The 20923-nt window shown below is 38.0% G+C and carries 23 protein-coding genes and 2 riboswitches; of the genes, 14 read left to right on the top strand and 9 right to left on the bottom strand.

Annotated elements, in window-relative coordinates:
- Positions 1-2 precede the first annotated feature (2 nt).
- The 5 genes from M948_RS31635 to M948_RS31655 form a co-directional block, all read right to left on the bottom strand.
- A complete protein-coding gene (locus M948_RS31635) occupies positions 3-1556 on the bottom strand; it encodes a polyamine aminopropyltransferase (RefSeq protein WP_021290472.1) in 1554 nt (517 codons plus the stop codon).
- A gap of 87 nt (positions 1557-1643) precedes the next feature.
- Positions 1644-2039 carry a DUF350 domain-containing protein gene (locus M948_RS31640; protein WP_021290473.1) on the bottom strand — a complete coding sequence of 132 codons (396 nt, stop codon included), beginning with the start codon at positions 2037-2039 and terminating at the stop codon, positions 1644-1646.
- Between the two features lie 30 nt (positions 2040-2069).
- Complete coding sequence (locus M948_RS31645) at positions 2070-2672, bottom strand: DUF4247 domain-containing protein (RefSeq protein ID WP_021290474.1); 603 nt, start codon at positions 2670-2672, stop codon at positions 2070-2072.
- Between the two features lie 88 nt (positions 2673-2760).
- Positions 2761-3429: a PspA/IM30 family protein gene (locus M948_RS31650; protein ID WP_021290475.1), complete on the bottom strand. Its 669-nt coding sequence runs from the start codon at positions 3427-3429 to the stop codon at positions 2761-2763.
- Positions 3430-3507: 78 nt separating this feature from the next.
- Positions 3508-4017, bottom strand: coding sequence for a DUF4178 domain-containing protein (locus M948_RS31655; protein WP_021290476.1), 510 nt, complete (start codon positions 4015-4017; stop codon positions 3508-3510).
- Positions 4018-4185: 168 nt separating this feature from the next.
- Between M948_RS31655 and M948_RS0121800 the strand changes: the two genes are divergently transcribed.
- The 3 genes from M948_RS0121800 (at position 4186) to M948_RS42815 (ending at position 5418) form a co-directional block, all read left to right on the top strand.
- Positions 4186-4833 carry a pentapeptide repeat-containing protein gene (locus tag M948_RS0121800; RefSeq protein WP_021290477.1) on the top strand — a complete coding sequence of 216 codons (648 nt, stop codon included), beginning with the start codon at positions 4186-4188 and terminating at the stop codon, positions 4831-4833.
- A gap of 16 nt (positions 4834-4849) precedes the next feature.
- Complete coding sequence (locus M948_RS31660; RefSeq protein WP_021290478.1) at positions 4850-5158, top strand: CHY zinc finger protein; 309 nt, start codon at positions 4850-4852, stop codon at positions 5156-5158.
- Between the two features lie 104 nt (positions 5159-5262).
- On the top strand, positions 5263-5418 hold the full coding sequence (locus M948_RS42815; RefSeq protein ID WP_021290479.1) for a DUF1540 domain-containing protein: 156 nt from the start codon (positions 5263-5265) through the stop codon (positions 5416-5418).
- Positions 5419-5607: 189 nt separating this feature from the next.
- Here M948_RS42815 and M948_RS31665 read toward each other — a convergent pair whose 3' ends face one another.
- From M948_RS31665 to M948_RS31680, 4 genes are read right to left on the bottom strand one after another with little or no spacing between them, the layout of a single operon-like run.
- Positions 5608-6393, bottom strand: coding sequence for an energy-coupling factor transporter transmembrane component T family protein (locus M948_RS31665; RefSeq protein WP_021290480.1), 786 nt, complete (start codon positions 6391-6393; stop codon positions 5608-5610).
- Positions 6368-8047 carry an ABC transporter ATP-binding protein gene (locus M948_RS31670; RefSeq protein ID WP_021290481.1) on the bottom strand — a complete coding sequence of 560 codons (1680 nt, stop codon included), beginning with the start codon at positions 8045-8047 and terminating at the stop codon, positions 6368-6370. The genes M948_RS31665 and M948_RS31670 overlap by 26 nt, the downstream gene beginning before the upstream one ends.
- Entirely contained in the window at positions 8044-8625 is a 582-nt protein-coding gene (locus tag M948_RS31675; RefSeq protein WP_021290482.1) for an ECF transporter S component, read from the bottom strand. The genes M948_RS31670 and M948_RS31675 overlap by 4 nt, the downstream gene beginning before the upstream one ends.
- Positions 8618-9232 carry a YkoF family thiamine/hydroxymethylpyrimidine-binding protein gene (locus tag M948_RS31680; protein ID WP_021290483.1) on the bottom strand — a complete coding sequence of 205 codons (615 nt, stop codon included), beginning with the start codon at positions 9230-9232 and terminating at the stop codon, positions 8618-8620. Before M948_RS31680 ends, M948_RS31675 begins: the two co-directional genes overlap by 8 nt.
- A gap of 96 nt (positions 9233-9328) precedes the next feature.
- Positions 9329-9433, bottom strand: a riboswitch (TPP riboswitch).
- A gap of 220 nt (positions 9434-9653) precedes the next feature.
- Here M948_RS31680 and M948_RS43190 point away from each other — a divergent pair.
- From M948_RS43190 to lpdA, 11 genes are all read left to right on the top strand, one after another.
- Complete coding sequence (locus tag M948_RS43190; protein WP_038245866.1) at positions 9654-10034, top strand: hypothetical protein; 381 nt, start codon at positions 9654-9656, stop codon at positions 10032-10034.
- Positions 9974-10738, top strand: coding sequence for a membrane protein insertase YidC (yidC, locus tag M948_RS31685; RefSeq protein WP_021290484.1), 765 nt, complete (start codon positions 9974-9976; stop codon positions 10736-10738). Before M948_RS43190 ends, yidC begins: the two co-directional genes overlap by 61 nt.
- 80 nt (positions 10739-10818) lie before the next feature.
- Positions 10819-10865: riboswitch (PreQ1 riboswitch) on the top strand.
- Positions 10866-11050: 185 nt separating this feature from the next.
- A complete protein-coding gene (queF, locus tag M948_RS31690; protein WP_021290485.1) occupies positions 11051-11569 on the top strand; it encodes a preQ(1) synthase in 519 nt (172 codons plus the stop codon).
- A 50-nt stretch (positions 11570-11619) separates the two neighbouring features.
- Entirely contained in the window at positions 11620-12249 is a 630-nt protein-coding gene (locus M948_RS31695) for a queuosine precursor transporter (protein WP_021290486.1), read from the top strand.
- A gap of 600 nt (positions 12250-12849) precedes the next feature.
- A complete protein-coding gene (locus M948_RS31700; RefSeq protein ID WP_021290487.1) occupies positions 12850-14259 on the top strand; it encodes an APC family permease in 1410 nt (469 codons plus the stop codon).
- A gap of 371 nt (positions 14260-14630) precedes the next feature.
- Complete coding sequence (locus M948_RS31705) at positions 14631-15290, top strand: GntR family transcriptional regulator (protein WP_021290488.1); 660 nt, start codon at positions 14631-14633, stop codon at positions 15288-15290.
- Between the two features lie 284 nt (positions 15291-15574).
- A complete protein-coding gene (locus M948_RS31710) occupies positions 15575-16024 on the top strand; it encodes a thioesterase family protein (protein WP_021290489.1) in 450 nt (149 codons plus the stop codon).
- 37 nt (positions 16025-16061) lie between these two features.
- Positions 16062-17126, top strand: a complete 1065-nt coding sequence (pdhA, locus tag M948_RS31715) for a pyruvate dehydrogenase (acetyl-transferring) E1 component subunit alpha (RefSeq protein WP_021290490.1) — start codon at positions 16062-16064, stop codon at positions 17124-17126.
- Between the two features lies 1 nt (position 17127).
- Complete coding sequence (locus M948_RS31720; RefSeq protein WP_021290491.1) at positions 17128-18150, top strand: alpha-ketoacid dehydrogenase subunit beta; 1023 nt, start codon at positions 17128-17130, stop codon at positions 18148-18150.
- A gap of 11 nt (positions 18151-18161) precedes the next feature.
- On the top strand, positions 18162-19382 hold the full coding sequence (locus M948_RS31725; RefSeq protein ID WP_021290492.1) for a dihydrolipoamide acetyltransferase family protein: 1221 nt from the start codon (positions 18162-18164) through the stop codon (positions 19380-19382).
- A complete protein-coding gene (gene lpdA, locus M948_RS31730) occupies positions 19383-20819 on the top strand; it encodes a dihydrolipoyl dehydrogenase (RefSeq protein ID WP_021290493.1) in 1437 nt (478 codons plus the stop codon). It abuts the gene before it with no gap.
- The last annotated feature ends 104 nt before the right edge of the window (positions 20820-20923 follow it).

A 20923-nucleotide genomic window follows, 5' to 3' on the forward strand; every position in this document is an offset into this window, starting at 1 on the left:
TATTAATAACTGCGCCATGCCTTTTCATATTTTTCAATTAGGCTTGGACGTATCAGGGTATTCACCTCTGGGGAAACAGTATCTCCCTTATTATTGGTAATATGCTGCTGATCGATGTCCTTTCCAAAAGTAGTTAATCCAGCTAATACGTCATTGGTTAGGAATTTTGTATCTACGTTTATATCGACTTCCTCCAGGTTGACTGCTTCTCGTTTAGCTAATACAAATCCCCAATCACCAAAGCTTGGTATATCAACATGAAGGTTATCCGTTTCTAGATTTGCTGCCTCGATGGTCTGATTAATGGACCAATATACCTCTGTTGCAAAGGTTGGACTAGTTGCTTGAACCATCATGGACCCGCCGGGTTTTAGATGATTACGAAGTAGTTGGTAGAATTCTAAGGTGTATAACTTGTTTAATGACTCATTGTTCGGGTCTGGCAAGTCAACTAGGATGACATCGTAAAATGTTTGGTCTTTCTTTAAATATTGAAAGGCATCTTGATTAACGACTTCTACTCGGTCATCTTCAAAGGCATGATTGTTCAATTCGGTAATTTCATGATTTGTCTTGCCCAATTCAGTGACTTTTGGATCAAGGTCGACCAATGTCATTGATTCTATCTGATCGTATTTTTGTAGCTCACGTAAGGCTAGACCGTCACCCCCACCAAGAACAAGTACATTTTTAGGTGATTTTGCTGTTGCCATGGCAGGGTGTACTAGTACTTCGTGGTAGCGGTATTCATCTTCTGAACTGAATTGCAGCTGCCCATCAAGGAAGAGTCTTAGATCTCCTTGTTCTTTTGTTAAGATCACTTGTTGATAATCGGTTTGCTCATTGTAAACAATAGGGTCTTCGTACAGCTTTTGTTCAAATAAAAATGCTGTTTTTTCACCAAATAAAACGCCGAAAACAAGAATAACAAAGATAATTATTCCAGCAATAAAATGTCGTTTAAATGTTCGTATCTCTTTTCTGAAGTAGTATAAAACCCACAATGCGACAAGGACATTAATAATAGCAACAAGAAAGGCAGTTTTCACAAGGCCGAATTGTGGTCGAAATAAATAAACAAACAATAATCCACCAATTAAGCCACCTGCATAATCAGAAAAAAGTACTTTTGCCGTACTTTTTTGCACGGTTACGCCTATCTCGTTTGCTTTTCGGATCAATATTGGCAGTTCTACACCAGTTAAACCACCAACCACAAGGGTAATAAAATATAAGAAAAATGCGTCCATGCCAGAACTCAAGAAGGCGGTTACTCCAAATAATACAAAAGTAGAGAAACCAGCAAGAATACCAATTGCGTATTCAATCCAAACAAAAGACAATATTAAGTTTTTCGTTACTTTTTCACTTATGGAGGCTCCTATCCCCATACCGGTGAGGAAAAGGGAAATAGTGAGCGTATACTGTTTAACCCCATCCCCAAGTAAGTAGGATCCAGCGGCACCAAATAAGACTTCAAATATAATACCACAAATAGAGACGATTCCTGACGCCCAATAGATAGCTTTGCTTTGCTTTATACTTAAATCATTCACAGTTAGGACTCCCTGTTCAAATTCATCTAAACCTATTTTAAAGAAAAAGGCAATCGACTGCTAGCCGATTGCTGCGTGTGGATTTTATTATGTAATGGATGCTCCAATAACAAATCCTAATCCCACGGATACACACATACTGATAATTCCAACGGAAATATTCCCTTGTTTTAATTGTTCTTCTACGGAGAACTTGCGGGTGAACAGCTCGAATAATACGTATGCTACCATTTGCAAGACAATTCCAACTACACCCCAAATAAGCGTATCAAGAATATGTGCGCTATTATAGATAGAAAATGCAAGAACAATAGATATACCTACGATTTTACCGCCGATAGATAAAGAAACTGCATGATTTCCTTTTAATACTTCATCCCAATCTTTATATTGCTTTGTTATCATTTCAAAGATAGCCAAGCCAACTAAAATAATTGCAACCGCGATAAGGAAATATACAATTGTTAATACGAATGGTTCCATTCTTTTCTTCCTTTCTCCATTAGTTTATTTTTACTTCCCAGATCCAGGCCCTCCACCACGTACGGAGGAAGAACGTATGGATTTGGAGTCGCCTGAATTTTTATAAAAACCACCAGATGAATAATAGCCGCCATAACAATCATTGGTGTTGACGCATTTATTTTTTCTCTTTTTAGCCCAATCGTCGACATCAAGAACTTCGTCCAATAGCCACAACGCAAATAGTCCATTAAAAAAACTTGGTTGATAGTTATCACGTACAAAGTTTTTCGAGGCAACTTCTACTGTAGAATTATCAGGATCTTCCTCATCCTCTGTTATAATGACGAATAAATTATTATAGACAAGTGCTTGCTTTTGGTCACTTTTTTCACTTACTTTTTGAGGTTCCTTATACTCCTGTAATTCAGAAACTACTTCATCCACACTTTTATTTTCCGCTATGTAGATTTCTGAGATGTCAGAGGAGTCTTCTTGACTGCTAACCACATCATGAAAGGTATAAGTATCATTTATAAATTCAGCAATTCCATCGTTAAACGCGGTTGAGCCTGCTGCTTGATTCATACTACCACCACAAGCTGATAGGACAAGCGTAAAAGAAACCAGCACAAAGAAAAGTGATTTTTTCATGGTTTCACCTTCTTCTTTTATGGAATCAATTTTTCAGACATCAGAGGGGGGACCTTTCCTTTCCTCTGATGTCTGATGTTAAAACCAGTTATTCTTTCCCTAGTTTTTTCTTTAATGCTGCAAGCTCATCATTTACATCATTTTTTTCTAATGCTTCAAATTCGTCGTCTAAGCTACGGTTTGACTGACGTAAATCTTCGCTTGTTTCTGCCTCAGCTTCAAATTTTAGTACCTTTTCTTCCATACGCTCGAAACCTTGTTTGGATTCATCACTGCCAATACCAGATAATGTGCGATTCATTTTGGTTCTCGTTTTGGCAGATTCTGCTCTTGCTTTTAAGGAGTCTTTTTTCAGCTTCATTTCTTGATATTCAGCTTTCATCTCATCCAATTTCGTACGTAGAGAAGTAGAGTCTTGCTTCGCGCGATCATACGATTCTTTTAGAGAATCAGCAGATTGTTGATGTGCTTTTTTATCCTCTAACGCACGTTTTGCTAAATCATCATTTCCAGCTTCAATCGCTTTAATCGCCTGCTCATCCCGTTTTTCAACCATTTTTTTAGCATCTTCGTATTTACGGAGCATCATTTTTTCATTGGCAATTTGCTTTGCTACAGCGGATTCGGCTTCACGGATATCTTCTTCCATATCACGCATGAATTGATCGAGCATTTTTACAGGATCCTCTGCTTTATCAAGGGCAGAATTCAATTCGGATTCGACCACGGTTTTCATTCGTTTAAAAAATTTAAACATCTTGTTCATTCCTCCAATAATTTTATTTAAAATGTAAGTAACTTAATGATGAAATTTGTGAATGTTTAGCTTAGGAAATTATTTACTCGCGATAATTTTTAATTCAAATTCTTCAATGGTATAACCAGTACTAACTTCTAGTTCGGATCCCCATTTTTCAACTGATAGGAATTTTTCTTCTTCATCATCCATGTAATCAAAGTAGTTACACGTGGTTCCAGACAGATTTTCGCTTCGCCCAACACCTGATACATTAGCAGTACCAGATTCGTCTAAATAATATGTTGTACCATTGTATTCTAATTGTTTGGGGATAGGTTCTTGAAGAGGTAATTTGATTTTCTCATACATTCCAAGGTTCAGTTCATCATCCATCTCAACACTCAACCATAATGTTTTATGCGTACCTTGCAGCTGATATGCGTGCCATTTAAAACCATGATCATTATAATTGATTTTACCTACCACTTTGTAATCTTCTAGATCAAAAGTTACAATATCATCCATTTCAAGATTAAACATATTTCGCTCTTCAATCGCGTTGCTTGATTCTTTTTTCTTACCAAATAATTTTCCCAGTATGCTCATCTATTCACCTCAACTTATCTATTCTTAACTTCATTATACTAATACGAATGAAAAATGTATAAGTTTCAGTTTTTATAAAAATCATTAAGGACTTTTGTATGAACATTCCGTGACAGAAGAATTTCATGTACAATTTAAGTAATAAGTAGAATGGAGAGGAGGGAATGTATGAAAAGAAAACAAAGAGCCATTCACGAGCCGGAACTACCTGAGAATTTGGAGGAAATCGAGCTAACGCATCTTTCTTATCATGATCTAATTGAGCTGTCGCGGATTGAAAAGATAAAGGGGCCATTAGTGGGGGAGCATGTTCGTTTTGAAGAAGTCTACTTGAAGAAAGTAACGTTATCTCAATCACAACTCTCCTTTTCTAGATGGACGGATGTGATTTTTGATGGATGTGACCTATCAAACGTTGATTTTCAAGATGCATATTTTAATCGTGTTGCATTTCATAATTGTAAATTAGCAGGTGCGGATTTTGATCAAGCAAACTTCCAAGATGTGCAGTTCATCGAATGCGAAGCCCCCTATTGTTTATTTAATCAAACGCTATTACGAGATATGGCTTTTCGCCAATGCTTGTTAAAGGGCGCTAATTTTATGGAAGTTCAATTTGACAATGTTCAGTTTGGCTATTCTGTCATTCAAGATGTTACATTCACAGGTTCCTCATTAGCTTCGATTGATCTAAGTAATTGCCAGTTTCGTACCATTCATCTAACTGGAGAAGAGTTAAGGGGAGCAATCATATCAGCTGAACAGGCTGTTTCATTTATTGAATTATTTGGCGTACAAGTAAAATACGACGAATAGTAGAGGTGATGAACAGGTGATACCTATTTATGGACAAGTAGTTGATCAAGAAACGAGATGTGTACATTATCATTCAACAAAGGATATCATTGCAATCAAGTTCAAATGTTGTGGAAAGTATTATCCCTGTTACCAATGCCACCAAGCAGAAGGTCATAAAATAAGTGTTTGGAAAAAAGAGGAATTTGATAACAAGGTAATCCTCTGTGGTGTATGTAAAACGGAATTTACGATTCGCCAATATCTACAAATGGATAAATGTACTTGTTGTGGATCTATGTTTAACGAAGGATGTAAGCTGCATCATCACTTATACTTTGAATGAAAAGGATGTAAGCCGCAGTATGTTGCATCGAAAGAATATACAGAGACTAAAGTATCAATCACCTCCTAATTGTTAATCCTAATACATTAAGGAGGTGTGATACGTTGGCTAAAGATGTACTTTGTGAAGTGAATAACTGTGTGTATTGGAGCAATGGGAATAAATGTAATGCAGATGCCATTTATGTAGTCAGTCATAAAGGTAAGCAGGCGTCCACCAGTAAAGAAACCGACTGTAAAACCTTTGTTCCAGAATCTTAAAATTTGTTTGGGGGGATAACCTTGGTAGGTTATCCCTTTTAATATGATTATTATTGATAATAATAATCAATTTCATTCATGTTTATACATTAATTTTTTCTAAGGTGATTTCTCCCTACAATGAAGCCAAACAATCGCTTATTGAGCGGCCAAATGCAGAAGAATTTAAAACGAATATCCTTTTCTCCCCTAGAACTGTCCCTTGTACCAACTGAAATATCCTAACTTCATGGAAAAGAGTACGGTAATTAGAAATACGATTAGCATCATGCCTAAAAAACCCCAATCCTTCCATTTCAATGTAAATTGACGATAAAACGTACGATCTCGATCCCCGTTAAATCCTTTTGACTCCATCGCTATTGCGGTACGTTCCGCTTTTCGTATAGCCCCGGCCAGCAAGGGGATAGCAAATCGTTTATATTGTTGAATGGAACCTTTGATGCCATTAGCACGATGGATTCCTCTAATACGATGCGCTGATCGGATTTGAATTAATTCTTCTTTTATTAATGGTAGAAAACGGTACCCTGCTAATACGCCATAAGCAAGTTTAGGTGGAAGCTTGAACTGCTGCATGACACTCAAAATAAAATCAACCATGTTTGTTGTAAAAATAAACATAAATGATAAAGAAGCAAAGGCGAGCATTCGTAATGTTAATGCGGCTGCTACTGTTACATCTTCTTTTGGTAAATCCCAAAATAGAATGTGCATCGTGACACCCGGATTCGTTGGTTGATCTGCAAACGCAATGGTTGTCCAAAGCATGCCAAAGGATAATAAAAAAATAACCGAGAAATAAAGCGTGTACCATTTCCATGCTACTTTTCCACATATAATGGTAACCATTACGGTGAACATGCAGTAAATTAATGGTGTAAAAGGGTCGAATACAAACGTCAGTAAACAAACTAAGAGAACAACTGTAATTGCTTTCAAACTGGGGTTAAGTTGATTTAGAAACGAACACATGGCGATCCTCCTCCATTTGTTGTTTCAATTGAATTCGATTGGGATAATCTAAATGCCATCGTTTAATTACTGACTTTTCTTGTTTCCATAATTGATCAGGCGATTGATCAGCTACAATTTCCCCTTTTTCTAAAACAAGCACACGATCAGCGTACTTATCAACCAGATCCATATCATGTGTAACCATGATAATCGTAGTGCCTTGTCTATGTCTTTGCTCCAACAGATCCATTATTTTCGCAGTGGAGGCAGCATCTTGTCCAAATGTCGGTTCATCTAAGAAAAGGACCTGTTGATCATCCACAATCATTGTTGCTACACTCAGTCTTCGTTTTTGTCCTTGACTTAATGAATAGGGATGCAGATGCCCCGAACCCTGTAATTCACAATGTGATAGCGTGTTCTGAACTTGTTCCTGAATCACGCTTTCTCGATGCTCACCGCCTAGTCGTAAACTAAAGGCAATCTCGTTATAAACCGTATCTGTGATAAATTGATGTTCAGGATTTTGAAAAACGTATCCAATTTGTTTTCGTACATCTTTCTCCTGCCATTCATTAAGGGGACGTTGATATAAGCGAATATCACCATTGGAAGGTTGGTCTATTCCACTTAATAAACGCGTCATGCTTGTTTTTCCGCTTCCATTCGGTCCGACGATTGCTACAAAGGATTGATCGTATAGACGGACAGTTAATTGGTTTAGAATTCGCTGCTGGTTTTTATAAAGATTCACATCCGATGCAGAGAGAATAACGTTCTTTTTCTGTGGCTTTGCTATCTCTACACGGTTTCTTTCTAAGAAGCTGGCATCCATAGTGACCGATGATAACACATCCTCGTTTGACAATGGTATCTTCTTATAACTTGCCTTGTTTTGTCTGGTAGCTGTAAGTACAAGATCAGTTATTTTAGGTAGCCTAATCCCTTGCTGCTGAAGCATTTCTCTATTTGTTTCAATAAGTTTAACGAGAGGACCATCATAGATACCTTTGCCTGTTTTGGACAAGATAAATGCACGGTTGATAAAAGTAATCCAGCCTTCCAGTTGATGTTCAATAACGATAAGCCCGATCTGCTGTTCTTTGCATACATGTCTTATTGTTTGAATAAATTCCTTTGTTGATTTTGGATCTAAATTAGCAGTTGGTTCATCGAGAACAAGATAATTTGGTTGTAGTGCAAGTACGCAAGCGAGTGCTAACTTTTGCTTTTGTCCACCAGAAAGTGTATTTATTGAAGCATGCTTATACGAGCTTAATTGAACCAATTCTAATGCCTCATCGATCTTTGCTTCTATTTCGTTGGAAGGTGTGCGAATATTTTCTAGTCCAAAAGCAATCTCATCTTCCACCGTTAACATACAGAACTGCGTTTCGGGGTCCTGAAATACGACTCCTACTTGTTTACTTATTGTACCAGGATGAGCCTCTCGAATGGAGTGATCGTATATATGGATATCGCCTTTGAGCATACCTTCCAATTCTCGAGGGTATATCCCATTTAAACAACGTGTCAGTGTACTCTTGCCACTTCCACTTGGGCCTAGTAATAGCATTGCTTCCCCTTTATTTAATTGGAAACTTAGCGTTTGGATAATTGCTTTTTCATCATTTCCATCAAACCAAAGAGAAAGTTCGGAAACATTAATCATGATACGGAACGTTCCTTTCTTATTTGTTTTCCTAAAGCAAAACTGGAAAGTACGCCCGTTTTGGCAAGGGAATCGCTGATGGTTTTCCCAATTAAGCCAGCAATAATGGCACCACTAATCATTCTGATGACCAGCATACTTACAATATAAGGGGTGGAAAGAGCGGTAAAACCGGATCTAAAGTAACCCCATACAAAACTAAAGATAGCGGCGCCAATACCAGCCAGCATAAGGACCCATAAGGAATAACGCTTGTATCGAGTGGCAGCAAAGGCAGCCTCTGCTCCTAACCCTTGAATCATTCCTGTAATAATAATAATCGGGCCCATCGCGTTTCCTAGCAACATTTCGACGGTAGCAGCAATCGTCTCTGATAAAAACGCTGCTCCTGGTTTGCGAATGATATAGGCAGCAATGATAGATACGATAAACCAGATTCCAAATATAAAATCGTAACCAATTGGTCCTAGCAAGGATACGAGGAGTTTTCCAACTGGTAAAAATGCTAAATAAACAATTCCGAACACGACGGCAAGTACGGACATCACAATGATTTCTTTCAACTTCCAGTTATTCATTTATTTTCTCCTTCTTTGAAGGGCTGTTGGCAGAAATCGTGGTTGTCATAACAGTATGTGAAGATTTTAAATTTTCCATGTTGGTAAATACGCGTTCAAGGCCATCAAAAACCTTTTCACCATCGCCATCTAGTCGTGTTGCATAGTGAATAGAAGAAACATCAATACCATGTAATTTCATTTCTTCGATTTGGTTATAAATCATATTCATATAATTTCCGCCTCCTAGCGGATACAATGAAAACTTTCCAGCTACTTCCTGGCTCATTCGTTTTAGTAATTTGGTATTTAACCGCTCATCATCCTCTGATAAATAAACATCTCCATCAGAATCTCCAGGACAGCCGATGGAATAGGTGCCACTGAAAACTACATGACGACCAGTGTTTGCCGCATGTAGAAAGAGCGCCTTCGTTACATCAAAAACATGAGATATTCTCCCTCGGACACAGGTTTCTACATCTGTCGTTTTCATCCAAACCTTCGATGTATCAACTTCCTTTAATGAAGCTGTAATAACATCTACGAATTGATCCGTCATTGGATAAATAGCAAATGTACAGCCTGCAATCCTACTTGTGCTACATGTGATCGGTTGGTTGTTCAACGTAATCTCCTCCTTATCGATACATACACAAAAAAACTGCATTCTTGGGAATGCAGTCTTCATAAATAATATGATAAGGCAATGCCTTTTCCATTTTATTGAACGACTGCACTTCCCCACGCTAGTATTATCTAGATCGGGTTCTAAGGGTCAGATCATTTTCCTCTCAGCCATCTTAAAATAGCTCCCCTAGTGCAATAAAAATAGATATGCAGTTTTTATATGTCCATCTATTAGAATAGTTGAATTCGAATCATTTGTAAATATGTTAGATTTTATCTTGTCTTTTAACTAATTAAAAAAATCCAGGAAAATTTTTCAGGTCATGTTGAATCATGGTAATCAGGTATTAGGCTTAGGAATAGGTTTAAGCTGTGTTATAATTAAGAAAGATTTAAGCAAGAAAAGGAGGTGAGTATAAATGACGATTGAGTTGTTAAATGAACTTTTTAATGATGTATCTCCGCTATCACTGTATTTAAGTCTATTATTGACGATTGTCACGACATATCAATTTCTAGCTATCGATGCTAGAAGTATAATGGAAAATAACAATGTATTAACGAGGGAATATCATAATCAGCGGGTAAGATTATTGCCAATGCAGGAACTGCTAGGAGAATGTGCAGAAATCTTGCAATGGTTAGTTAAAAAGACGAAGCGTATCGCTTCACCAGACGATGATACAGACCAGCAGTCCTTCTCGTTTTTTAAAGATTTATTACAACGAGGAGGAAAACAATGCAAGGTCAATTTATACTCACTTTTCTTAAAAAATATGCCATTGTCGGTATCATTCTAATCTTTTTTTTAACGGGGTGCCAAGCAGATAGTGGATTATTTCATTTTGACAATCCATTCTCCGGGCTCATGAAATATGTAGCTGTGTTATTTGGAGGGGATTATGGTCTATCCATTATTTTAATAACGGTGCTTATTCGTTTGCTCTTAATGCCTTTATCATTAAAACAAACAAAAAGCGGCGCTAAGATGAAAGAGAAAATGAATGAAATGAAGCCTGATATGGACGCTATTACAGAAAAATATAAAGGGAAAACAGATCAAGAGTCCAAAACCAATATGCAACAAGAAATGATGCAGCTTTATCAAGAGCATCAATTCAACCCGTTAACCTCTATGGGATGTTTGCCAATGCTTATTCAATTTCCGGTGATTATCGCTTTTTATTATGCAATTAGAAACTCACCGGAAATCGCGACCCACTCATTCTTATGGTTTAATCTAGGCGAAGTTGATCTCATTTTGCCATTTATTGCAGCTGCGATATATTTTATTCAGTCACGTGTTTCAATGATTGGTATGGATGAAAAACAAAAGAAACAAATGGCCATTATGGGACTTCTTTCACCTGTGATGATTGGGTTCATTTCATTTAATACCCCAGCAGCTTTGCCGTTATATTGGACGGTCAGCGGGATATTTCTAGTATTTCAAACATTACTTGCTAAAAAATTATATTACCCTAAAAATGCTGTGCAGCAATGAGTTTAGTAAAGATGTGATTGACATCCTTTTACTCGATATATATAATTAGGCGAGAAAATGGATATTCGGATCCATATAAAATTGGAGAGGTTCTTAGCTATAACCCTCTATAAAAAACTAAGGACAACTGATGCGATAAAAAGCCATGTGCCTTGGGCCATGGCTTTCTTATATGAAAGAATAAACATATGTGACAACTGTCTAATTCAGGATCCCCCCCTTAAGTTTTCCTTCATACGTTGGGTTACATTCGATGAAAAAGTTTGCTTTAGGAGGAGCTTGAGCTGTGTGAGCTCGAAGGGGGCAGTAAACATGGAAGAGGAGGTTTTACTTGTGTCTGGAAGAAGTAATGATGAGTTGCATGGCGTAACGTTATTGGGAAGTCAGGGGACGAACTACGCTTTTGATTATACCCCCGAAGTATTGGAGGTATTTGACAATAAACATCCAAATCGTAATTATATTGTAAAATTCAACTGTCCTGAATTCACAACATTGTGTCCGAAAACAGGACAACCTGATTTTGGGACAGTCTATATTAGTTATATTCCTGATCAGAAAATGGTGGAAAGTAAATCGCTAAAGCTCTATCTTTTTAGTTTTCGTAACCATGGCGATTTTCATGAGGACAGTATGAATATAATTATGAATGATCTTATTCATCTTATGGAGCCACGTTATATCGAAGTTTGGGGAAAATTCACACCACGCGGGGGTATTTCCATTGATCCATATTGTAATTATGGAAAACCTGGTACCAAGTTCGAACAAATGGCAGAGCATCGTCTGCTGAATCATGATATGTATCCAGAGAAAATAGATAATCGTTAAGTTTATGAGGGTTAGCTATGTTCCTCTACTTCAGAAGAGGATGAAATACGATGTTTGTTTACTTAAATGCTTTGTTTGTGGGGCTTTTACTTTTATCAAATATATTAGCAGTGAAGCTATTTCAAATTGGCGAATTTATTTTGCCAGGTGCTGCAGTAGTTTATGTCATTACCTATTTGCTAACAGATGTTATTGGGGAGGTTTATGGGAAGGAAACCGCTAGAAAAACGGTTCAAGCAGGGTTTATAACACAATTGATTGGGATGTTATTTATTTTCATTGTGGTTCACTTACCTGCTGCTCCAGCATTTGGCCTGCAGGAAGAATTTGAACAGATCCTTGGGGGTAGCTTTCGAGTAATGATTGCAAGTCTTCTATCCTACCTTGCCAGTCAACATCTAGATGTTACTATATTTCATAGGTTGAAAGCGAATCATGGGGAGAAAAAACTTTGGTTGCGAAATAATATTTCAACGATGACCAGCCAACTCATAGATACTTCCATTTTTATTGTGATTGCATTTTGGGGAGTTGTACCTTTTAATGTATTGATTGGTATGGTTATTACACAATATGTATTTAAATTAATTATTGCTATTATTGATACCCCTTTCGCTTATCTATTAGTAAAGTGGGCGAGAAAGCAAGAAGTACACCAGGAAGGCTTGCGTGTTTATTGAATTTTCGGTAAACTCAAGTTATATAAAAATTAACTGCTGAATCTAATTGACTTTACTGATAAGTAAAGCGCTCCGTTAGATCAAAACCAGTTATATTGATAGATCTACCTTAGGTGATTTCTGTCTATATGACTGGTTTTTTGTATAAAAAGGAGGTATTACTGGGAGCAATTTATTCGAATTAGATAAGAAGCATTTTTTCAACCAATATCATCCATTCATGAGCAGCAAGCTAATGGGACAAAAGTGATTTTGCAAGAAGGCAGCGGCATCTATGGGACGCTGTTTCTTCCCTTTGGAATCTAAATATTGGTCTTATAATAGAAGAATTGGCAGAAACGGCAGTACTGCAAATGGAATAATTGGCCTTTAGCTCCCTTCTCCACATTGTGTCATGAACCAGCAATAACATTGGCTGAAAAGATTGCTTCACTTGCTCACTTGCACCTGAAGGATTGAACGCTGTTTTCTTTACGTTGGTTGGATCAGAACCCAATTTATTTGATGTATATCATAAGTAACATCGTAAAAGAAAGAATTTTTATCATGATATTTCGGAATAGTTTGTTAATATAAAAACACATGATCTGGAGGGTTTTTATGAATGAATCTGATAAGTTATTAAAAATTCTAGGTAATAAAGATGTGCTAGCACTAGCATTTGGAGCTATGATCGGCTGGGGATGGGTGGTTACATCTGGATTATGGATTACAGAAGCTGGATCAATAGGAGCTATTTTGGCATTTGTTATTGGCGGCCTACTTGTCGTTTTTGTAGGATTAACCTATTCGGAGTTAGCTTCAGCGCTTCCCTTGGCTGGTGGAGAACATGTGTATACATATAAGGCGATGGGGAGAGTGGCTTCTTTTATTGCTACATGGTCAATTATCCTTGGTTATGTATCTGTTGTAGCCTTTGAAGCTGTTGCTCTTCCAACTGTATTTGAATATGTTATACCTAATTATAGTCAAGGTTATTTATATACCATTGCGGGCTGGGATGTTACGCTCACCTGGGCAGGTGTAGGTATTATTGGTTCCATCCTAGTTGCTTGGATTAACTACCGGGGGATTAAGCTGACTACAGTTATTTCATTTATATTAACATTAATCATTTTAGTAGCTGGCCTTATGTTAATTACCGGGAGTACATTCGGAGGAAAAATGGAGAACATGCAGCCCTTGCTAGAAACAGGGCTTGCTGGTATATTGACGGTTGTTATCATGACACCATTTATGTTTGTAGGTTTTGATGTTATTCCACAAGCAGCTGAGGAGATTAATCTACCACAAAAGAAGATTGGGCAGTTATTAATATTTTCTGTTATTCTGGCAGTGATTTGGTATATTGCAATTATCTTTGGAGTTTCTCGGATATTAAGTCCTGCAGAACTTAATGCGTCTAGTTTAGTCACGGCAGATGCAATGGCAAAGGCGTTCGGCGGCAGCCAACTAATGGGGAATTTCCTTGTGCTAGGTGGGATTGGTGGTATATTGACAAGTTGGATCGGTTTTTATGTTGGAGGCAGCCGAGCAATCTATGCCCTTGCCAAAGCTGGGATGCTGCCGAAATCACTTGGCGACATACATCCAAAATATAAAACCCCACATAAAGCAATTTTATTAATTGCTATTCTCTCCACTGCTGCACCTTTATTAGGACGTCCCGCCTTAGTTTGGCTAGTGGATGCTGGTGGATTAGGCTTAGTCGTAGCATGGCTAATGGTAGCTATATCATATATTTTATTAAGGAAAAAAGCACCTACCATGGCTCGACCGTTTAAACTACCTTTTGGAACCACGTTTGGTTGGGTCGCTGCCGTGATGTCTTTTGGTGTTATGATACTGTATATGCCTGGTATGCCGTCGGCTTTGATATGGCCATATGAATGGGTTATTGTTGGGGTGTGGGCCATCTTAGGGGTGATCTTGTACAATTATTCAATGAAAAAATACGGTAAGGCATATGCGGATGATCATATGAAGAAAGAAATGAATAGAGTGGCATAATTTGTTGATGTCCCTCAGCTGGTAGAGCAACTCGTATTTTATTTGCCTTTAGGAGCACAGATCTTCCCCTTCCCGCGGACAACGCTCAAGCCTCCTCGTGGAAAAAACACACGGTGGGGTCTGGAACTGTCCGTTTTGCTGCAGGGAGTGTCACGCTCTGTGCTTCTTCGCTCTTTGCCTATGGCTGAAAAAGACTCTTCTCGATAGTGTGCCCCACAAAGTTAGCGATCCTCTTTCTTTAAATAAAGTTTTTCCTTTCATTACAGTTTTTAAAATTTCATAAACAAAGCCATTGAGATTTTGATATAATATAACCTATATATTCAGAAAAGAATGAGAATAAAGAACTAGCTTTCTGATTGGAGGTTATTATGACACGTATTATTAAACCTGAATCATTACATTTACAGGCTTATCATATTCTGAAAGAAGAAATCTTGGAAGGGGAGTATAAACCTTCTGAACGTATTGTTGAGGCAAAAGCAGCTAGTAAGCTAGGCATCAGCAGAGGACCAGTAAGAGAAGCTATTCGAATGCTTATTCAAGATGGTTTACTTACTTATAATGAAGGCTATGTTCGCGTTTACACACCTACCGTTCAAGATGTAGTGGATATTTTTCAGTGCCGAGAGAGCTTGGAAGCTTTAGCTATTAGCCTTGCCATTTACCATATCACGGAAGTAGAGAAAGAGCAGCTAACCAATAATTTACAAGCTACATACCAAGCATATGAGCAGCAGAAGACAATTGAATTAGGGAAGCTGGATCAAGAATTTCACGATATCATCATTCATGCATCCAAAAATAAACAATTAAAAGAATTGTTAGAAGTAATTCGTACAAAAATTCATTATATGCGAATAAGCATGGTAAAGGGTGAATTTTATCCTTCTTTTGTAAGTGAACATGAACGACTTGCTGAGCTGCTATTTAAGAGAAATGAAGCAGAAGCAAATGAATTGATGAAACAACATATTAAAAAAGGACTAGACGGTGTACTCATGCATATAGAAAAAGCTCAATCCAGATAGGCAACGTTATCTGGATTTTTTCATGTAAAGCTAAAGCGCGAGCAGGTGACTTTTAAGGATATTCAAGAGCTGTAGTTGTTCGAAATGTTTCTTTGTTTATATTCCTTAACAATTATGCCATTCTTATATTATAGTTAACTGTATGCAGTTGACTATAGTTATAAGATATTGTAACATACAAAATATACTAAAAATTTAGATACGTACGTTTCGAAAGCAACCGGATAAAGATTAAATCATATTGAAAGCGCATACATTATTTGCTTAGGAAAGAGTGATAGTCAATGAAGGAAGGGCTGTGTATTGGAGATACAAAGACAATTACGGTAGAAGTAACTAGAGAAATGTTTGCTCAATTTGGAGGAGAAGTTGTGCATCCAGTTTATTCCACTGCGTCAATGGTTTATCACATGGAATGGGTATCTAGACAGTGCATTCTTCCATACTTAGAAGAAAATGAAGAAGCTATGGGTGCAGCAGTTGCCTTAAATCACATAGCACCATCCGCGTTAGGGACGAACGTTAAATTGACGGCTGCGGTATCAGAGATAACAAAGCGAATGGTAACAACTGAACTGATTGTAGAGAATGATAATGGAAGGATAGGTGAAGGAGAAGTTAGGCAAGCTATCTTACCTAAGCACATAATTCAAGAGAAAGTCAGAGCAGCAAGCATTGGAGGAAACGTTTCAATATCTAGCCAGTTAGAAAGGAAACCAATTACCTTCTTATAATGAAGGGAATATAAAAGTAGAAAAAGGTGGGATATAGATGAAAGAGAAATATCCATTATTTCAAGTTATGGGTAAAGACGGGAAATGGCAGGATCAAACGTATGAAAAAGAATTAAATGAAGCCAAAGTAAAATCATTATATTACCATATGTTACGTATTCGTACGTACGACCAGAAGGGGGTAGCTTTACAACGACAAGGAAGAATTGGAACATACGTACCATTTGCAGGTCAGGAGGCAGCCCAAGTAGGTAGTGCACTTGCTTTGGGAGAAGAGGATTGGATGTTTCCTACATATCGGGACCATGGTGCGTCTCTAGCCTTTGGCGCAGATCTAGACATGATGCTATTACATTGGAATGGTCGGATAGAGGGGTGTCTTCCATCAAGGAAAAAGCATATCATGCCTGCTTCAATACCAATTGCTACTCATTTGCCTCATGCTACTGGTGCAGCAATGGCCGAAACGTATAAAGGAAGTAAAAATGCGACAATCGCTTATTTCGGGGATGGAGCAACCTCAGAAGGGGACTTCCATGAAGGATTAAATATAGCTAGTGTTTTTAAAGCTCCAGTTGTTTTCTTTAATCAAAATAATGGATATGCTATTTCGCTTCCGGTTGAAAAACAAATGAATTCGGAAACAATTGCCCAAAAAGCGGAAGCATATGGAATCCCCGGTATTCGAGTAGATGGAATGGATGTATTGGCTGTATATATCGCTGTACAGCAAGCGCTAGATAAAGCGAAAAGAGGGGAAGGTCCTACATTAATTGAAGCAGTAACAATGAGATTTGGTGCACATACAACTGCTGACGATCCATCTAAATATCGTAACCAAGATGAAATCAACCAAAAAAGTGAAGTGGTTGACCCGTTAATTCGTATTGAAAAGCATATGAAGGGGCGTCATATTTGGGATTCTGCATGGCAGTCCTCCCTATCTGAAGAAATAGGAGAAGAACTGGACAATGCAATAAGTCGAATGGAAAACTATCAAAAACCCGTAGTCTCGGATATGTTTGATTATGTTTTTGAAAAACCAACATGGACGATTGCGAAACAGAGACAACAGATTATTTCTAGAGGAGGACGGGGCTAGTATGGTTATGTCAAAGGAATTAGCCAAAACAGGGGAAAAAGTAAAAACAAATTCATTCAATATGATACAAGCGATTAATGATGGGCTAAAGACAGTACTGGAAAAAGATAAGCGAACACTCTTACTAGGTGAAGATATTGGCAAAAATGGTGGGGTGTTTCGGGCTACTGATGGACTACAGACAAAATTTGGTGAACAGCGTGTAATGGATACACCCTTGAGCGAAGCCGGTTTTGTTGGCACGGCTGTAGGGATGGCCTTAAATGGACTAAAACCAATTGTAGAAATTCAATTTTTAGGGTTTATCTATCCAGCTTTTGAGCAAATTGCAACACATGTGACACGAACACGAACACGTACGTTAGGTCATTATCATATGCCGATGGTAATCCGGGCTCCATATGGTGCTGGGGTACGTTCTCCGGAGATACACTCGGATAGCGTAGAGGCATTTTTCGCCCATATGCCTGGGATAAAGGTGGTATGTCCGTCTACTGCATATGATGCGAAGGGATTATTGCTCGCAGCAGTAGAAGACCCGGATCCAGTTCTATTTTTAGAACCAATGCGGCTGTATCGCGGTAAGCGCTACGAGGTACCGGTGGAGGAATATCATATTGAACTTGGCAAAGGAACAATGGTTGCTCAAGGAGGAGATGTGAGCATTTTCGCTTGGGGAGCAATGATGCCAATTGCGTTGGAAGCAGCTGAAAACATGAAGCAGCAAGCTATTTCATGTGATGTCATCGACTTGCGTAGCTTATACCCACTGGATAAAGAGATTATTGCTAATTCCGTACAAAAAACGGGAAGAGTGGTTATTATTCATGAAGGTCATGAAACTGGAGGAATTGGTAGTGAAATCATATCGATCATTAATGAGACCTCCTTCCTTTATTTAAAAGCACCGATTGAGAAAGTGACAGGATTTGATGTTCCCGTACCACTCTTTGCCTTAGAAAATGATTATTTACCAACAACAGACAGAATAGAGCAGGCGATTCTAAAGGTGTATGAATTTTAGGAGGTGATATTATGGTTCAGATCAAATTTAGCGATATAGGCGAAGGTATGACAGAAGGAGAAATTATACATTATTTTGTCGAGGTAGGAGATGAAGTATCTATCGATCAGCCTTTGGTCGAGCTACAAACAGATAAGATGGTAGCAGAGATACCTGCCCCATCCGCTGGTAAGATTACATCTATTCTATATGAACCAGGGGACGTTGTAATAGTCGGTACAGTAATAATGGAGATAGCTAATGATAAACAAATTAATTCTAATAATCAGGAACAAACAACAGAAATAATGGTTGATGATACGAAACCTCTCATAGAAGAAGCATTCCCTGCTGCTTCGTTCAATCAATATAACCGCATTTTAGCTGCGCCTTATACGAGGAAGATTGCTAGAGAGCTAGACGTTGATATAGAGGAAATAAAGGGAACTGGCCCTTCTGGACGCGTTATAGATGAAGATGTGTATCGCTTTGCAAATCAATCTGCACCTTCAGATGACATAGAGGTTGAAAAAACAATCGAAAAGAAACAGGTAGATAAGCAAGGTGAAGTTATTCCATTTACTGGAATTCGTAAACAAATAGCGCAAAAGATGAGCTATTCGTTGCAAACGATCCCGCATATTACCCATTATGATGAAGTAGATGTTACGTATTTAATCGAGGCTAGTAATGCCTTGAAGGAATCGAAAGATACGGTTTCCCTTGCTGCCTTTTTTGTAAAAGCAATCGTTGTTTGTTTAAAAGAATATAAGCTTTTTAATGCAAGACTTGATGAAGAAGCTGAGGTCATCCAATTACTAACGGATTATCATATTGGAATTGCAACGAATACAGAAAATGGTTTAATGGTACCCGTTGTTCCGGATGTAAATCAAAAATCGATTCGTACCATTGATCAACAAATGAAAGCCGTTGCTGCGAAAGCAAATAGTGGTCAACTTGCATCGGAAGCCCGCGTCCAAGGTACATTTACTGTTAATAATGTAGGTCCACTTGGAGGTACTGGTGCAACACCCATTATTAATCATCCCCAAACCGGAATTATGACTTTTCATAAAACAAGGAAGATGCCAGTCGTTATGAAAGACGATGAAATTAACATACGATCGATAATGAATGTCTCCTTATCTTTTGATCATCGTGTAATTGATGGGGCGCAATCCATTGCTTTTACCAATCGCTTTAAAGAACTGATTGAAAATCCGGCGAAGTTATTATTGGAGTTGATGTAAATGGTTGTGGGCGAATTTGCAGAACAACGGGAATTAATTATTATTGGCGGTGGGCCTGGGGGCTATCATGCAGCAATTCGCGCTGCAAGGTTAGGTTTACAAGTTACTATGATCGAGCAAGAGCATCTAGGTGGGGTATGTCTAAATAAAGGATGTGTTCCTTCTAAAGTATTTGCAAATGCCGCTAAGCATTTAGATGAAGTAAAGCATCTTTCATCATTTGGTATTTCAGCAGAGAACCTGTCTTTCCAAATCCATCAATTGGTCTCCTATAAAGAACAAACGATGCAACAATTACGAGCAGGTGTAGAAAACCTATGTAAAACCAACAAAATTGAAGTGATTCATGGTAGGGCCAATTTTATTAATGAACATCGAATTGGTGTAGAAATGGAGCATCGTTTTGAACTGTTTGAGTTTAAACAAGCAATTATTTCAACCGGCAGATCACCAATTTTGCCTAACTCCCTCATGGGCAACCCTCGTATCATGACAGAACAGACCATATTTAATTTAAATGAGGTCCCGGAAGAACTGGTGGTTTATGGAACGGATTATATCGCATTAGAAGCAGCTTTTAGCTATCGGAAAATGGGATCAAAGGTGTCGATTGTTTTGAATAATCGAGCCGATTTTCCATTTGATCATGCGATCAATCGAGAATTAAAGCGAATTTTAAAGAAAGAGAAAATACATGTTTACCGTGAATATCAATTGAAACAAGTGACTCCGAGGGGAGATCGCATTCTTCTACAACTTACCAAGCATGATAATCAATTAACACTTGCAGGAACGCATCTTTATGTAGAAACAAACCATCAGCCAAACATTGATTCTTTAGGCATTGACCAAGTCGGAATTCAACTGTCAGAAGCAGGTTTTATAGCCATTAATCAAGAAATGAAAACTACCATTCCTTCCGTATTCGCTATCGGTGACGTAACCGATGGAGTCGCTTCAGCTGTTAAAGCTATGAAACAAGGGAAAGTAGCGGCTGAAATTGCCGCCGGGTTATCAAGTGAGGTTGACTTAACAATGATTCCAACAGTTGTTCATAGCATTCCTCCAATTGCAGTCGTAGGTTTAACCGAACAAGCAGCAGAACAGCAAGGATATCATGTGAAAACAAGCCAGTTTGGATACGTTGCGAATAGTTATGCAACGATATCGAATCAAACAGATGGGATAGCAAAGGTTATTAAAGATGCTGATTCTGACCTTCTATTAGGTTTCCATACAATAGGAGCAGGTGCAATTGAGCTAATAAGTACAGGGGTCACGGCATTAGAATTAGTAGGAAGGGATGAAGATTTGTCATTCCCGCTTTATCCTCATCCTAGCTTTAATGAAACTATCTTAGAAGCAATTGAAGGATTAACCGATAAAGCTATTCACATAAAGCCAAAGAATAAACCGTTAGACTTAGCAAACAAATAGATATTGCTCAGATTCTTTTGCCACGTTTGGACATGTATTCAACTAACGATAGAACCCACATGATCTTGTTTTAACGTGAATAAAACAAAAAAAGGGGTAGTTAT

The organism is Virgibacillus sp. CM-4, from assembly GCF_000445495.1.
In the GTDB taxonomy this organism is placed as follows: domain Bacteria; phylum Bacillota; class Bacilli; order Bacillales; family Amphibacillaceae; genus Virgibacillus; species Virgibacillus salexigens.